13 protein-coding genes are annotated in these 14,832 nt (G+C 40.7%); 7 read left to right on the top strand and 6 right to left on the bottom strand.

All coding sequences use genetic code 11. The annotated features are described in order from the left end of the window. Positions 1-2: 2 nt before the first annotated feature. On the top strand, positions 3-746 hold the full coding sequence (locus NSQ64_RS02595) for an amino acid ABC transporter ATP-binding protein (RefSeq protein WP_309173925.1): 744 nt from the start codon (positions 3-5) through the stop codon (positions 744-746). A gap of 39 nt (positions 747-785) precedes the next feature. Here NSQ64_RS02595 and NSQ64_RS02590 read toward each other — a convergent pair whose 3' ends face one another. From NSQ64_RS02590 to NSQ64_RS02580, 3 genes are all read right to left on the bottom strand, one after another. Continuing rightward, positions 786-1,070: an AbrB/MazE/SpoVT family DNA-binding domain-containing protein gene (locus NSQ64_RS02590; RefSeq protein WP_041508244.1), complete on the bottom strand. Its 285-nt coding sequence runs from the start codon at positions 1,068-1,070 to the stop codon at positions 786-788. Positions 1,071-1,180: 110 nt separating this feature from the next. Beyond that, entirely contained in the window at positions 1,181-1,741 is a 561-nt protein-coding gene (locus NSQ64_RS02585; protein WP_341014896.1) for a class D sortase, read from the bottom strand. 6 nt (positions 1,742-1,747) lie between these two features. Next, a complete protein-coding gene (locus NSQ64_RS02580; protein WP_341014894.1) occupies positions 1,748-5,797 on the bottom strand; it encodes an isopeptide-forming domain-containing fimbrial protein in 4,050 nt (1,349 codons plus the stop codon). A gap of 546 nt (positions 5,798-6,343) precedes the next feature. On the opposite strand from NSQ64_RS02580, the gene NSQ64_RS02575 reads away from it, so the two are divergent. Both NSQ64_RS02575 and NSQ64_RS02570 read left to right on the top strand, forming a co-directional pair. Then, positions 6,344-6,988, top strand: a complete 645-nt coding sequence (locus NSQ64_RS02575; RefSeq protein ID WP_007498187.1) for a YczE/YyaS/YitT family protein — start codon at positions 6,344-6,346, stop codon at positions 6,986-6,988. Positions 6,989-7,073: 85 nt separating this feature from the next. Next, positions 7,074-7,664 (top strand): hypothetical protein, encoded by a 591-nt coding sequence (locus tag NSQ64_RS02570; RefSeq protein ID WP_041508242.1) that lies wholly within the window; start codon positions 7,074-7,076, stop codon positions 7,662-7,664. Between the two features lie 25 nt (positions 7,665-7,689). Here the strand turns inward: NSQ64_RS02570 and NSQ64_RS02565 are convergent, their stop codons facing one another. Further along, positions 7,690-8,550 carry an effector binding domain-containing protein gene (locus tag NSQ64_RS02565; protein ID WP_217967556.1) on the bottom strand — a complete coding sequence of 287 codons (861 nt, stop codon included), beginning with the start codon at positions 8,548-8,550 and terminating at the stop codon, positions 7,690-7,692. Positions 8,551-8,693: 143 nt separating this feature from the next. Here NSQ64_RS02565 and NSQ64_RS02560 point away from each other — a divergent pair, with 143 nt between their 5' ends. Continuing rightward, entirely contained in the window at positions 8,694-9,395 is a 702-nt protein-coding gene (locus tag NSQ64_RS02560; protein ID WP_217967557.1) for a 4'-phosphopantetheinyl transferase family protein, read from the top strand. Here NSQ64_RS02560 and NSQ64_RS02555 read toward each other — a convergent pair. Then, positions 9,382-10,719 (bottom strand): aminotransferase-like domain-containing protein, encoded by a 1,338-nt coding sequence (locus NSQ64_RS02555; protein ID WP_341014890.1) that lies wholly within the window; start codon positions 10,717-10,719, stop codon positions 9,382-9,384. The genes NSQ64_RS02560 and NSQ64_RS02555 overlap by 14 nt on opposite strands. Positions 10,720-10,850: 131 nt before the next feature. Between NSQ64_RS02555 and NSQ64_RS02550 the strand changes: the two genes are divergently transcribed. The 3 genes from NSQ64_RS02550 (at position 10,851) to NSQ64_RS02540 (ending at position 14,006) form a co-directional block, all read left to right on the top strand. Continuing rightward, positions 10,851-11,777 carry a DMT family transporter gene (locus tag NSQ64_RS02550; protein WP_212361715.1) on the top strand — a complete coding sequence of 309 codons (927 nt, stop codon included), beginning with the start codon at positions 10,851-10,853 and terminating at the stop codon, positions 11,775-11,777. A 193-nt stretch (positions 11,778-11,970) separates the two neighbouring features. Beyond that, positions 11,971-13,305, top strand: a complete 1,335-nt coding sequence (locus NSQ64_RS02545; RefSeq protein WP_341014888.1) for a hypothetical protein — start codon at positions 11,971-11,973, stop codon at positions 13,303-13,305. Positions 13,306-13,313: 8 nt separating this feature from the next. Beyond that, positions 13,314-14,006, top strand: a complete 693-nt coding sequence (locus NSQ64_RS02540) for an ABC transporter ATP-binding protein (RefSeq protein ID WP_212361711.1) — start codon at positions 13,314-13,316, stop codon at positions 14,004-14,006. A 79-nt stretch (positions 14,007-14,085) separates the two neighbouring features. Here the strand turns inward: NSQ64_RS02540 and NSQ64_RS02535 are convergent, their stop codons facing one another. Beyond that, positions 14,086-14,826 carry a thioesterase II family protein gene (locus NSQ64_RS02535; RefSeq protein ID WP_341014883.1) on the bottom strand — a complete coding sequence of 247 codons (741 nt, stop codon included), beginning with the start codon at positions 14,824-14,826 and terminating at the stop codon, positions 14,086-14,088. Between the last annotated feature and the right edge of the window lie 6 nt (positions 14,827-14,832).

Here is a 14,832-nt window from a genome sequence, read left to right as displayed (position 1 = left end):
ACATGCTAACAGTCAAAGGCTTAAACAAATCCTTTGGTGAAAATGAGATTTTAAAGTCGATTGATTTTACGATCAACAAAGGGCAGGTTGTGGCGATTCTTGGTCCATCAGGTTCAGGAAAAACAACGATGCTTCGCTGTTTAAATGCACTTGAAATTCCAAATGCCGGCTCCTTTACCTTCGATGATTTCTCGATTGATTTTTCTAAAAAAAATAAACAAGCTGATTTGCTCAAGCTTCGTCGGAAGTCAGGCATGGTGTTTCAAGATTATCATCTGTTCCCACATCGCACTGTTCTTGAGAATGTGATGGAAGGTCCAGTCCAAGTCCAGCGCCGTCCGAAAGAAGCGGTGCGAAAAGAAGCGATTCACCTCCTGCAAAAGGTAGGACTTGAGGATAAAAAAGATTTGTATCCCTTCCAGCTGTCAGGCGGTCAAAAGCAGCGTGTCGGCATTGCCCGTGCACTTGCCATTCAGCCAGAGCTTATGCTTTTTGATGAACCAACCTCTGCGCTTGATCCTGAGCTTGTCGGAGAAGTCTTAAAGGTCATGAAGGATCTAGCGAAAGAAGGCTGGACGATGGCGGTTGTCACACATGAAATCAAGTTTGCCCAAGAAGTGGCGGACGAAGTGATTTTTATTGATGGCGGCGTCATCGTTGAACAAGGTCCTCCTGAAGAAATCTTCAAACGACCAAAGGAAGAACGAACAAAACAATTCTTAAATCGGATTTTGAATCCAGTATGATCAAAAAGGCTGTTCTCATCATGTGAGAACAGCCTTTTTTTATATCTCTTTTTGCAGCCGCAGCGCTAATAAATCTTGCAGGAGCAGTCTCGCTCCCTCTGGGCTGACAACTACACCGCCTGACAGCGCCTTATTGGAACAGGTGACTTGCCCTGTAACGATACAAGGTTTATCCTGCCAATAAGGCTTTATCACAATGTGACTTTCTTCTTGATAGATTTCAATAAAATCTTGTGGGTGAATTTTCAACCGTTTTCTTATATCTGTCGGCAGGACAATTCTTCCAACGTTATCTATATACTTTACATCTTCTTTATTTAACAAATTGACCCCCCCCTGCATCTCTAGATATGATATAGAAGATTCCCTGTTTATCAAGGGATTAAGCGCTCTAATCGGTTAATGAAAGAATGAGCTGCAGGCTGATCCAGTGGCTAAACACGCTTCCCATATATAATATATCTGTTTGGCGCAGGACCAATGAAAGAAAAAGGATAACATGTGGTGAGGACAAGTTCTTCCTTTTCCTGTTGTAGTGTAATAATACTTTGATCATCTTTTTTCACAATCTTTGTTTTCTCAATTTCATAGGTAAACCGACCGTATGAAAGCTCTATGACAAGTTGATCCCCTTTCACAAGTTCTCCTGTTCGTCTAAACACAGTATCACGATGCCCAGATAAAACGATTTGTCCCTGTTCGTTAGGAAAATAGCTCTCGTGATAATGACCAACTCCCTTTGCCAAATCCTCCGCCGCTGTTCCTTCTACAATTGGTAACTCAGCTTTTAACTTTGGAATGTGCAAGAGCCCAATGGTTTCACCAGCCTCCGGCACAAAAGAGGAATCCATTTTCCCCTTTTGCTGGATGGCTGCTTGCGCTGACTGGAATGATTGATCTACTTGTCTTTGTCCATCAACGATTTTCATATATCCTACAATCACAAGACAAATACCTGCTGTAATCAATAGAGCTGAGATGATTTTTTGAAACATGGACGATTATCCGTTTCTTTTTCTTCTTTTCCATACAATAAGGGATGCACCTATTAGTACAAGTGCAAATCCTGCTAGTAAAAGGTTATACATCTCTGTTGCAGTGTTCGGAAGATGATGACCAGGTGTATCTGGTTCTGAATGAGAAGGCTGCTCTGGATTTGCTGGCACCTCTGGCACATGCGGCGGTACTACCGTTGTTGAGTTTTCAGGTTTGTCTGGTTCGTCAACATTATCACCCTTCACAACTGCGATATTTTGAATGGTTTTACCTTCAGTTCCTTTTGCGACCTTCGCTTCAAAAGTCACCGTATGCCAGTCCGTGTCTTTGATATCACCAAATTGTCCGGTGACTGTGCCTTTTGTGTAGTCTCCGTTGTCGTCATCTTTTGCATCTGTGACAGCTTGTCCATCTACTTTTAATGATCCTTCGACGTATTCAAGACCTTTTGGCAGTTGATCTGTGATGACTAGATCTTTGATGATACTGTCTTCTACACTATTTTTTGTTTTGATGGTGTAAAGAAGGGTGTCACCTACTTGTACTTCTTTTTCATTTGTATTGCCTTCTGCTTTTTGAGAGATTTCAGATGTTTTTTCTGATTCAAGTTTTGGATCTATTGGATCAATGTTTGTTTCGGTTGTCGGCTCATCTGGCGGTGTGTTTTCGCCTGTTACTTTTGCTGTGTTTTGAATGGTTTTATCCGCTTGGCCTTTAGCGACCTTCGCTTCGAAAGTAACTGTATGCCAGTCTGTGTCTTTGATATCACCAAATTGACCGGTCACTTTGCCTTTTGTGTAGTCTCCGTTGTCGTCATCTTTTGCATCTGTAACGGCTTGTCCATCTACTTTTAATGACCCTTCGACATATTCAAGACCTTTTGGTAGTTGATCTGCAATGACTAGATCTTTGATGATACTGTCTTCTACACTATTTTTTGTTTTGATGGTGTAAAGAAGGGTGTCGCCTACCTGAACTTGTTTTTCATTTGTATTGCCTTCTGCTTTTTGAGCAATCTCAGATGTTTTTTCTGATTCAAGCTTTGGATCTCTTGGATCAATGTTTGTTTCGGTTGTCGGCTCATCTGGCGGCGTGTTTTCGCCTGTTACTTTTGCTGTGTTTTGAATGCTTTTACCTGATTGGCCTTTTGCGACCTTTGCTTCAAACGTCACTGTATGCCAGTCCGTATCTTTGATATCACCAAATTGACCGGTCACTTTGCCTTTTGTGTAGTCTCCGTTGTCGTCATCTTTTGCATCTGTGACGGCTTGGTCATCTACTTTTAATGACCCTTCGACGTATTCAAGACCTTCTGGCAGTTGATCTGAAATCACGAGATTTTCGACGATGCTGTCCTCTTCAAGATTCTTTGTTTTGATCGTATAAAGAAGGGTATCGCCTACCTGTGGTGTTTTTTCATCTGTGTTCCCTTCTGCTTTTTTCTGAATGCTCGCTGTCTTTTCTGATGCTAGTTTTGGTTCACGAGGATAAATTTCTGTTTTCGTTGTTGGATCATCTGGCGGTGTGTTTTCACCTGTTACTTCGGCAGTGTTTTGAATGTCTTGACCAGCCTGTCCTTTTTCAACTGTGACTTCAAACGTCACGGTATGCCAGTCCGTGTCCTTCACATCACCAAAATAACCTGTGACCTTTCCATCTGTGTAGTCTCCGCTATCGTCGTCTTTCACATCTGTGACAGATTCTCCATCAATTTCAAGAGACCCAGCGACATACGTCAGCCCTTTTGGTAATTGATCTGAGATCACTAGATTTTCCACAAGGCTGTCTTCTATCGTGTTCTTTGTTTTAATTGTATAAAGCAGGGTATCTCCTACTTCTGGATGCTTCTCATCTTTGTTACCTTCAGCTTTTTTCTGCAAGACCGCTGATTTTTCTGATTCCAGCTTTGGATCACGAGGATAGATTTCTGTTTTTGTTGTTGGATCGTCTGGTGGTGTGTTTTCACCTGTGACACTCGCTGTATTTTGAATGTCTTTGCCAGATTGTCCTTTTTCAACCGTCACTTCAAATGTCACGGTATGCCAATCTGTATCTTGAATGTCACCAAATTGTCCTGATATGGTACCATCTGTGAAGTCTCCGTTATCGTCATCCTTTGCGTCAGTGACTGCCTCTCCATCCACTTGAAGTGAATCCGGCACATACGCTAATCCTTCCGGCAGTTCGTCTGAGATCACTAAATTTTCAACGAGACTGTCTTCTATCGTATTCTTTGTTTTAATCGTATAAAGAAGTGTATCACCGACCTCTGGATGCTTCTCATCTGTATTGCCATCTGCTTTTTTCTGCAAGACCGCTGATTTTTCTGAAGTCAGCTTTGGGTCACGAGGATAGATCTCTACATTCGTTGTCGGCTCGTCTGGCGGTGTGTTGCCGGTTGTGACACTCGCTGTATTTTGAATATCTTTGCCTGCCTGACCTTTTTCAACTGTGACTTCAAACGTCACGGTATGCCATTTCGTATCTTTCACTTCACCGAACGTTCCAGTGACAGTTCCGTCTGTCATATCACCGTTGTCGTCATCTTTTACATCTGTGACTGGATTTCCATCTACCTGAAGTGAATTTGGTACATAAGATAATCCTTGAGGTAACTTGTCAGAAATCACAAGGTCTTCTATTACACTATCTTCAACAGCGTTACGGGCTTGAATGGTATACAGCAATGTGTCCCCTACTTCTGGGTGCTTCTCATCTGTATTCCCATCTGCTTTTTTCTGTAAGACCGCTGATTTTTCTGATTCAAGCTTCGGATCACGAGGATAAATTTCTATGTTTGTTGTTGGATTGTCTGGCGGTGTGTTTTCCCCTTTGACATTCGCTGTATTTTGAATATCCTTGCCAGCTTGCCCTTTTGCTACTTTCGCTTCAAATGTCACGGTGTGCCAATCGGTGTCTTTCACATCACCTATTTGACCTGTCACAGTACCATTTGTAAAATCACCTTTGTCTTGATCCTTTGCATCTGTTACGCTTGTGCCATCTACCTTAAGAGATCCAGAAACATAGGTTAAGCTGCTCGGAAGATTATCTGATATGGTCAGATTTTTAAGAATGCCGAATTGCACCGTATTTTTTGCTCTAATTGTATAAAGCAAAGTGTCGCCTACTTCTGGATGCTTTTCATCTGTGTTGCCTTCTGCTTTTTTCTGTAAAGCAACAGATTTTTCTGATTCAAGGTTAGGGGGATATGGATCGAATTCAGGCTTCACCCTTGAAGCTAAGTCGTAAGATAATGAATCACCTACAGTGCCCATATATGTTGTACTTAATGTTTTCGCATCAAGTGTAAAAAGAGTAGAATGACCAATAGAGTCATCTTTTCCTGATTGTAATAGCATTTGTCCATTGGGCAAAAAGCTAATTCCTCGTACTCCTCCCTCAATCGGTTTACCATCTGCATTTGTGATTGGAATCACTCGAATGACTTCAGCTGTTTCAGGATTCATTTGCGCAATGGACCCACTGGTATTAGATGCGAACCAAAGATAGCCATCCTTATCGACGACAAGGTCTCCGCCAATGTCTCCGCCAATGCCAGGGCCAACGTCATAACCGACAATTTTCTTGGACGTTTTTTGACCAGTTGCTAAGTCGTACGTTGCAAGGTAGGGTTCTCCATCAACCGCATACGAATGAATATATTTACCGTTATAAACAACGGCATTAGGCGCTCTTCCGCCTAAAACACCTACACGCTCTGCTTGTCCAGTGGTCGCATTTATTTTATAAAGAACTGGCTCTCCACTTGCTGTCGTAGTTGCATACACAGTGTTTTCTTGATCATTCACAGCAACACCGTTCACTACAGTCGAATTAATTCCCTTCACCTGTACACTAGCCTTTACGTTTGTTGGATTTTGCCCATCAAGCTGATAAAGAACTAACTTCCCATTTCCAATCATGTAGGAATCTGCGTTATTGACAACCACTGTCCCAGCGGCTTTCGTAACAGGTGGCGAAACTGTTAATAAATTCCCAGCAATCAGCACCAATATTAGAAATAATTGACTCGTTCTTTTTAATATGTTCATTTTTTGACATCCCCTTTTCCCTGCTCTAAATCATAATGGTATGTACCAGTTCACCTCCCACACTTTGGTAAAGAATATCAGTAACATTTCAGAACCCTCAACATGACTAAAAGACTATTTTCGACAAAAATAGCCCTTTTGTCATATACAGCTTTCGACATCTGCTCCATCTATGTTTTTTCCAATAAAACAAGTTTTTTTATTGTGTATCAAATATTTTATCTATCAATAAAAACAGGCCTAACGGCGCAATTTACATACAATCTATTCTAATTTATCTTGAATATTCTTTAATTGGATAAAGGTTGTTTTTTTGTCATTTTATATTGAATTTTTTTCTTATTTTCATAAAAATTGTTAATTATTGGTTCACTTTGTTAAAAAAAACAAGGCAAAAGTCTTGCTCCAAAATTTGATGTTTTCTGCTCTTTTTATGGAAAAAATTCTTTTTGTCGAGTAAGCGATTACAATTGAGCAAAGCCATTTAAAGGGGCGTGCGAGTATGTTACGATTGAAATCGAGTGTTTAAGAAAGAAGGGAAAGCTTTTGAAGCGGGAACATCTTTTACGTTGGTTTTTTTATTTTGTTGGATTGATTGTACTTGCTTTTGGACTATCGCTGACAGTGAAGGGAAAGATCCTTGGCATTGGTCCGTGGGACGCTTTTCATTATGGACTGTTTCAGCATTTTGGTTTAACCATTGGACAATGGTCGATCATTATTGGTGCACTGATTGTGACACTGACATCTGTTTTCACGAAATCTTTTCCAAAGATCGGCGCCCTTCTCAATATGGTGCTGATTGGCGTGTTTATTGATTTCTTTAATGCAGTATTACCTGCACCACATGGGTATTTACCTGCTTTATATGTATTTATTACGGGCGTGATTGTGTCTGGGTATGGCGTTGGCATTTATGTCTCAGCTAATCTTGGCGCTGGGCCAAGAGATTCATTAATGCTGCTCATCTCAGCAAAAACAGGGCTGAACGTACAGTGGGTTCGAAATGGTATTGAGTTAACCGTGCTCCTATTTGCATGGATGCTCGGCGGCCCGATTGGCATTGGAACGATTCTGACGGCCATCTTTACTGGACTCGTCCTTCGCTTTTCATTGCCACAATCGACACGGCTCTTGCAGCTGCTCATTACAAAAACAGCGGAGAAACCTGTTCAAACCCTTACCCGATAAGAACAAGCCATTCTACTAAAAGAATGGCTTGTTTTGTGCTAAACTAAATAGACGCAATATTCTTAAAACAGGAGATGATCCTCTGATGCAGCTTTTCCATTATCATTACTGGACACCATTTGTTGAGGAGACGGAGCAGGCGTACACCTCATTAGGCTTTGAAGTAAAGGGACGTTTCGCAAAGGAAGGTTCCTTTCCTCCTCCGCAGACATGGGATGATTTTAGAGAGAAGAAGCCCTCTTTCCGAATCATTGAGATGAGAAAGGGACAGATCAATATCACATTTGGTTATAGTAAAAAAGTCCTTTTTGATCACATCGGCTTTCTAGTGACTGATGATGAATATGATCAGCTGCTGGTACAAGCGCAAAAGAGAAACTGGGCAATCCAGACCGGGGAGCGAAGAACGTTTCTTTCTACACCAATGCGCTTAAGGCTTGAATTGCAGCGGCGGACAGATGTGATTGAAACTGGTGAAGAAGCAATTGCCGAGATGACGATCGCAGTACCTGATTTGACTCATACACCTGCGGTCGATCAGTTGCTGGATGGTTTGACACAACCTATTCATTGGAAAAAGGGAGAACGTCTCTCTTTACTTGAAGTGAAAATGATGGATTCTCATGGGATGAATACGACCGATCCAAACGGTGTTCACGTCCTCAAACAAGGATAAAAAGCAGCGAGATACGCTGCCTTTTTTATGATTGTTTACGGATTGGAATCCAAATCAATGTCACATGATCTGGAGAATGTATCTCTCCATCTAAAGGGTACGTTTCCATCTCCATTCCCCCAGCATGCTCATATCCTGAGGCAGGAAACCATTCTGTGAAAATACGTGTCCATGTTGAATGCACAGCGGTTTCGACAGGCCCCTTTGCCTGAAATACAGCCCATGTACTGGCCGGAATCTGCTCGACTGTCATGGTCGAATCTGGTTCTTCCTCACCTTGCTCAATCCCAATGATATAGTCAAATGTTTCAAGCGTTTCATCAAAATGCGCACATACACCGATATATCCGAGTTCTCCAGCTGCATGAGCCAGTGAATCCGTCCATCCTTCTTGATTGACACGCTTCCAAAAGGCGGGAATATCCTGTTTGTTTTGGCTATTCTTTGTTGTTGTCTTTAGTCTTCTGCCCCTGATTGAAAATGAATCCTTTTCCACAATTCGATAATGCATCGGTTCAACTCCTTTTATTTGAAGTTCGAAGGAGAGACGGGGGTAGGCTTTCACTGTATACTCGCCTGTTTTCACTGCTGCCGGTGTATATCCGTGATGCCGCTTGAAGGCTTTCGCAAACGACTCTGGGGTTTCATAGCCATACTTCACCGCCGCATCAATGACTTTCACTTGCTTGGTCATGAATTCTTCTGCCGCAAGGGTTAATCGTCTTTTGCGAATATATTCTGCTACTGCAATTCCCGTCAGCATATGGAATAGCCGCTGATAATGAAATTTAGACATACAGGCGGCCTCTGCCACTTCTTCGATCTGCAAAGGCTGATCCAGCCTCTCTTCCATATAATTGATACTATCCATGATCAAGTGAATCATTTTTCCCTCTCCTTCCTCTTCCACTATATCGAGAACCGCCCGCACCTTCCTGTCATTTTGTGCTTTCATTGAACAGGATGTCTGTTTCTCTTTTGCATGGGTTCATCCAATGGTACAATAAATGTAAAAAATTGAGGTCCGTTATGAAGATTTTCGCTATTCAATTACAACCTTTAGATGATAAAAATGCACGAAAACAAATAGAACAGCTGAAGCCTTTTGTATCATTTGAAAAACGCGCCGCCGCTGAGCGCTTTCGTTTTTTGATCGATGCAAGAAGAACGCTTTTAGGTGAGGTACTGATTCGTCACATCATTCATGAGATGTACGCACTGCCTATGGAACAGATCATTTTTGAAACAGAAGGGAATGGAAAGCCTGTTGTCCGGCAAATTCCTTCTTTTCATTTTAATCTTTCTCACTCTGGTGATTGGGTCGTGGGCGCAGTAGATGATGCGCCTGTTGGCATTGATATTGAAGAGATTAAACCGATTGATTTAGCCATTGCCAAACGATTTTTTTCAGCTGACGAATATCAAGATTTACTCTCACAGCCGGCAGAACGGCAGGAAGCCTATTTCTTTCATTTATGGTCCATGAAGGAGGCTTTTATCAAGCTGACAGGGAAGGGAATATCCTATGGTCTTTCATCCTTTACCGCTCGCTTGTCAGAGGATGGACAGGCTACTTTGAGATTACCTGATCACGAAGCCCCTTGCGTTGTCCAAACATATTCACTTGATCCTGCCTACCAAATGGCGGTTTGTACAAGAAAACCCGCTGCGGCTGAGCACGTCGAGATACTCACTTGTGAGAACATGCTATCTCGCCTTAATAACGTGTGATTTGTTGAAGTGATGACTTTAGCAAATCGACGCCTCGTGCGATTTCCTCTTCTTTTACATGCCAAATGTTCAGCTGAAGTATAGGCTCCTTTTGATAAGTAGAAATGAAATGGCGGTCGATCGGCTGAACCATCACAGAAGCCTTTTTTAGCTGCTGAATGAGCTGATTCATCGGAATGGACCGGTCGACACGAACGTGGGTATGGGTAGCTGGCTCCTCTTCTCCCAGCTCATAAGCGCCTTGATCATTTTTCAAACAGGCCACAAGTTGTTTGGATCGAGCTCTATAGGTCGCCTGCATCCTTTCTCTATGACGCTCAAACATCCCGCTTTTCAAATAAATTTCTAAAGCAGCCTGCGAGAGCATTGAGCTGTCGATATCTATAAGCCGTTTATGTTCACTAAAGGGGCCAATCAGCTCGTTTGGTAAGACGACAGCACCTGTTCTAAGCCCCGGAAAAATGATTTTTGAGAAGCTTTTTAAATAAATGACCTTCCCCGCCTGATCATATGAATAGATCGGGTCTCTTTTTGTATCGAATTCTAAATCAGCCAAATAATCGTCTTCAACGATGTAGACATCATATGCTTCGGCAAGGGCTGCAATCGCTATTTTTTCTTGTTTCGACAGACTCGTTCCAAGCGGGTTTTGAAACCTTGGCATCGTATAGAAAAAGCGAATATCCTCCTCTCGGAAGATACGCTCCAATTCCTGAAGATCGAGTCCTTTTTCCGTCCGCTGAATCCCCCGGACAGGCAGCTGGTTTTTCTCTAAGTATTGGAGGAATAGGTGATAGCCTGGCTGTTCGACCAATATGGTCCTTTTTCCATTTGGAAACGGGATGGTGCTTAAAATCGATAAAGCCAGCTGAATACCAGAGGTCATAACGATCTGTTCTGGAGAGGCAAACACTTGATAATCCGTTAAACGCTTTGAAATGATTGGCAGTAAAGATGGTAATCCATTGGTGGTGCCATAAATAAATAAATCATTTTGATACAGATCAATCGCTTGATTGATGCAGTGCTGAAAATCGACATACGGAAACACAATGGGATCAGGCGCAGAGGAAGCAAAATCAATCCATGTGCTGCCCTTCTTAACGGCTGACTGATTGGTTTTCACGACAAAATAGCCACTTCTTTCTACAGAGTACAGCAAGTGTTCACGCTCTAATGTGTCTAGTGCTTTTATGACAGTGCTTTTGCTCACAGCATATTGAGCCGCTAAGTGACGAATGGATGGAATTTTCATTCCAGCATTGTATTCACCGCTCTCGATTTTGTTTTTTATATTCAACACAAGCTGATCATATTTCCTCACAGTACTACCCTCCTTGTACCGGTACAGATATGAATAACTCTTATTGTACACTTTACTTGATCCGTTTACGATAAAAAGACAGAACCGGTCAATTCAACTGAAGCATGCATGCTCGTGTAAGGAGAATTCTGATGGATATGTCAAAACAAAAAGCGTATGTTGCTTCGATCGCATACGCCTGTATTATTGGTTTTTCATTCTTGTTTGTCAAAGTAGCCTTAGCATCAGCGAATCCAATTGATGTATTGGCACACCGATTTACCGTTTCTTTCGCAGCCGCTCTTTTGTTATTTCCATTTTTACGAAAAAAGTACCGTTTTTCCATTCAATGGCGTGATCTCATTTACATTGTGCCATTTTCCTTGCTTTATCCTGTGTTGTTTTTTGCATTTCAAGTGTGGGGGCTGATGTTCACCTCTTCATCAGAGGCCGGCATTATTCAGGCGACCATCCCTATTTTGACAATGGTGCTTGCAGCATGGTGTTTAAAGGAACGCCCTACCTCGATTCAGGTGCTGTTTACCATTCTTTCTGTGTCCGGGGTGATGCTCCTCTTTGTGGTGAAGGGAATTGATGTGAAACATTCTCATCTCATTGGTTATGTGCTGATCTTACTTTCAGCCTTATCATCCAGTGCCTATAGCGTATTTGCCAGGGTGATGACACGGCGATTCCATGTCATTGAACTGACTTTCGTGATGACATTCTTTGGATTTGTCTTCTTTAATGCTGCTGCTCTCATTCGGCACTCGGTAAATGCTACACTACCGCAGTTTTTCAGTCCGTTTACGCAGCCATCCTTTGTATGGTCTATGCTCTTTTTAGGCATTCTCTCATCACTGCTCACAGCGTATTTATCAAACTATGCTCTTTCCCACCTTGAAGCAGCAAAGGTGAGTATCTTTAACAATCTTTCTGCTTTCATTACCATTGCCGCTGGCGTGCTTATTTTACATGAAACGATTGATATGGTTCACCTCATCGGGGCTGTGCTCGTCATTGGCGGAGTGATTGGCGGGAATGTGGTGAGGAAGGGGAATTCAACACAGAAGAACTAGCAAAAACTAACAACAAAACCATTTATCATCTTGTATTTTTTTGTATAATAAGGAGAGAGACCCTTTCCTTATTATACAAACTAAAATGGACGTGTTATGAGTGCATATATTTATAGTATATACAAAGATATTGATCCTCAACGAGTTAAGAGGCTATCAACGTAACAGACCTTATTTATATGTGTTATTTGCGATGAACTACATACTAGCACCACTCTTCCTAGGTGGACTGCTTGCGTTTTTTGTCAAAAACGTATCAATCATCTACATCTCATTTTTCATTTTTTTAACAACGATTCACCTTGATAAAAGTCTTATGCGCATCTTATTTTCTTCAGATAAAAAACAGATGGCCATCCTGAAATTGAATATGGATCAATATATTTTTGGGAAAGATATGAGTAAATTTTTCGGTGTCATGATTGGTTTTATATGCTTTTTTTTAGGTTCTTTCTGGATGACTTTAAACACACATGCTTTGTATCATTCTTTTATTCTTGGAGCCTTAGGCATTAGCTCGTTATTATTCGGATATTTACTTAGATTGAACTTATTATTACTTCTTACTAGACCTAGAGTCTTTTCAATCACACCCATGATTCAATACATCACCACTGGGGTCATTGCTTCTTGGATGTTTTTTGTTTTTAAATTCGAATTATTTTCTATTCCTTTTTCTAACCAATTGGTGCTTACGCTTGCAGCTTTGATCTTTCTTACTAGTCTTATTTTGTTAATCAATTGGAAAAAGAACCTTAGATATACGCCTATCTTCCATTCAGAGGAGAAGGATAGACATCATCAAAACACAACATCAAGATCTTTCGATCATATTTTATTTTTTGAAATCACCCTTCTTTTGAGAAACCCTCCAATACAATGGTCGGTTTTACTATTTATATTAACAATATCTGGTGGTCTATTTACTCTCATTCTGTATGGTGTTCATACAAACCAAATCGAAACACTGAATATAGAAAATGATTTTTTGTTTATCTTTAGTGTGATATTCCCTATGATTTTTATTTCTAACGCCCTTCAATCTTATGTCTCTTTTGATGTTGATGGTCCCATTATTCCTTTAAAACATAGGTTACCTCACTTTATAAAGAACAAAATAAACTCTAAGTTGATATTATCCGTTTTATTACATATGTTTTTTTGTACTGTATATACTATCTTTTCTACTTTTACAATAAATGTAGATCACCCCTTTTATGTAATATTTACTTTGTTAGTTAGTAGCGTTTTAATAGGCGTATGCACAGTTGGTTCTACTGTTCTATTTCCTTATTTTAAATGGGAGTATGTGTATCAAGTTCCTAGCACACTGAGCAAATTAACATTAAACCTTTGCTTCAGTTTCATTTTAGGCTTATCCGTTATGTCCTCATATAACCTAGCCTCTTTTATTGCGGCAAATACGATCATGATTGTTTGTACAGTGATCATCATCGTCATCATGTTTTTATTTTGGGATAAAACGATTAACAAAAACTGCAAATCAGTTAAAACATTATTCGAGTGAGGGATTGTATGCTTTCAATTCATGATCTAATCAAGGAATATACAGAGTCCAACTTCAAAATATCAATTCATGAATTACATTTTCATAAAGGCTCAATTGTTGGATTATTAGGCAAAAATGGTGCTGGAAAAACAACCATTCTTGAAATAATCGCGGGGTTGATCACACCAGATAAAGGTGAATTGATCATACAAAAGGATATAGCAAATGGTTTTTCAACTGTCGGTTACATGGAAGATGATCCAACACTTTTTGAAAACTTAACATGCTTCGAATTGATTAAATATCAATCCATGTTAGTTGAACAACCGTTAAATAAAAAACAGATTCAACATTTATTAGAAAAATATGGGCTTGAAAAACAAGCCCATATTCGCTCTTCTTCTCTATCCCGAGGGATGAGGCAGAGAATTTCTTTTATATTAACCACCTTACACAATCCAGCTATTATCTTATTAGATGAACCATTTACCGGTCTAGACCCAGCAAATATGACACTTATGAAAAGACATCTAAGAGAATTTAAGGCTCAAAATAAAACGATCATTCTTTCTACACACATCCTGCAATTTGCCGCTAACTTATGTGACGAGATCCTTTTTATAAATGAAGGACAAATCGTTCATTCAGAAAAAAAACCTTCCGAAGAAATATTTGATGAAGGTCAGCTTGAAAAAAGATTCTTTGAAACGTTATCCTAAATAGCAGTTTCTCTGCGTTTAAAATGATATTCAGCTATAGAAAACAACGGCCCTCGTTTGACGGGGCCGTTGTTTTCTTTTATTGGCTGATGAATTGCTTTTTTGTTGTCTGCTCAATGACATGCCTCATATGTTCTGCGAACTGCTCGAGGTGTGTGTTGATATACATGTGGCCTCCTTCGAAATCAGTGCGTTCGATGGCGTTTGCCCATGTTAGCCAGCCGTCTGCGTCTTCCATGCATTTCTTATCTTGCTTTCCGTTCAATAAATAAACGGGTGATTTAATGATTGTTTTGTCTGTATGCTGGAAGGATTCTAATGCTTGATAGTCGGCACGTAAGGATGGTGTAAAGTAATCCATCATTGGTTTGTTCTCTAACAATTCTTTTGGAATCCCGCCCATTTCAGCAATATGCTGAACAAATGCTTCATTCGATAAATGGGTCAATATTTGTCTTTTTGTTTGCGGCGGCTGAATGGCAGAAATGACAACTGCTGCCGGATCGATGCCTTCCTTTTCTAGCAGCTGAGTCAGCCTGTACACCACAAGTCCGCCCATGGAATGTCCGAACAAAATAAATGGACGGTTTAATTTGCCTGTCAGTCCTTCTTTATACAATTCAGCCAGCCGGTCAATGCTTGTTTCAAGCGGCATGAGGTTCGTTCCATGACCCGGAGGTTCTGCTGCTGTCACTTCGGCCGTGTCCTTCAGCTGTTCAAAGAGCGGACGGTAAGAGGCGGAATATCCGCCTGCAAAAGGAAAACAAATAAGCTGAATGAGATCTGATTTTTTTTCAAAGGTTTTAAATAATTGGTTCATACGTCC

It is taken from the genome of Bacillus sp. FSL W8-0183, from assembly GCF_038006825.1.
Taxonomy (GTDB): domain Bacteria; phylum Bacillota; class Bacilli; order Bacillales; family Bacillaceae; genus Bacillus; species Bacillus altitudinis.
This window is presented reverse-complemented; position numbering and strand designations above follow the sequence as displayed.

Excerpts from the sequence above, each read along its gene's own strand:
- NSQ64_RS02595 (WP_309173925.1), top strand. The coding sequence starts at position 3 with ATGCTAACAGTCAAAGGCTTAAACAAATCCTTTGGTGAAAATGAGATT.
- NSQ64_RS02585 (WP_341014896.1), bottom strand. The coding sequence starts at position 1,741 with ATGTTTCAAAAAATCATCTCAGCTCTATTGATTACAGCAGGTATTTGT.
- NSQ64_RS02580 (WP_341014894.1), bottom strand. The coding sequence starts at position 5,797 with ATGAACATATTAAAAAGAACGAGTCAATTATTTCTAATATTGGTGCTG.
- NSQ64_RS02570 (WP_041508242.1), top strand. The coding sequence starts at position 7,074 with ATGCAGCTTTTCCATTATCATTACTGGACACCATTTGTTGAGGAGACG.
- NSQ64_RS02565 (WP_217967556.1), bottom strand. The coding sequence starts at position 8,550 with ATGATTCACTTGATCATGGATAGTATCAATTATATGGAAGAGAGGCTG.
- NSQ64_RS02560 (WP_217967557.1), top strand. The coding sequence starts at position 8,694 with ATGAAGATTTTCGCTATTCAATTACAACCTTTAGATGATAAAAATGCA.
- NSQ64_RS02550 (WP_212361715.1), top strand. The coding sequence starts at position 10,851 with ATGGATATGTCAAAACAAAAAGCGTATGTTGCTTCGATCGCATACGCC.
- NSQ64_RS02545 (WP_341014888.1), top strand. The coding sequence starts at position 11,971 with ATGAACTACATACTAGCACCACTCTTCCTAGGTGGACTGCTTGCGTTT.
- NSQ64_RS02540 (WP_212361711.1), top strand. The coding sequence starts at position 13,314 with ATGCTTTCAATTCATGATCTAATCAAGGAATATACAGAGTCCAACTTC.
- NSQ64_RS02535 (WP_341014883.1), bottom strand. The coding sequence starts at position 14,826 with ATGAACCAATTATTTAAAACCTTTGAAAAAAAATCAGATCTCATTCAG.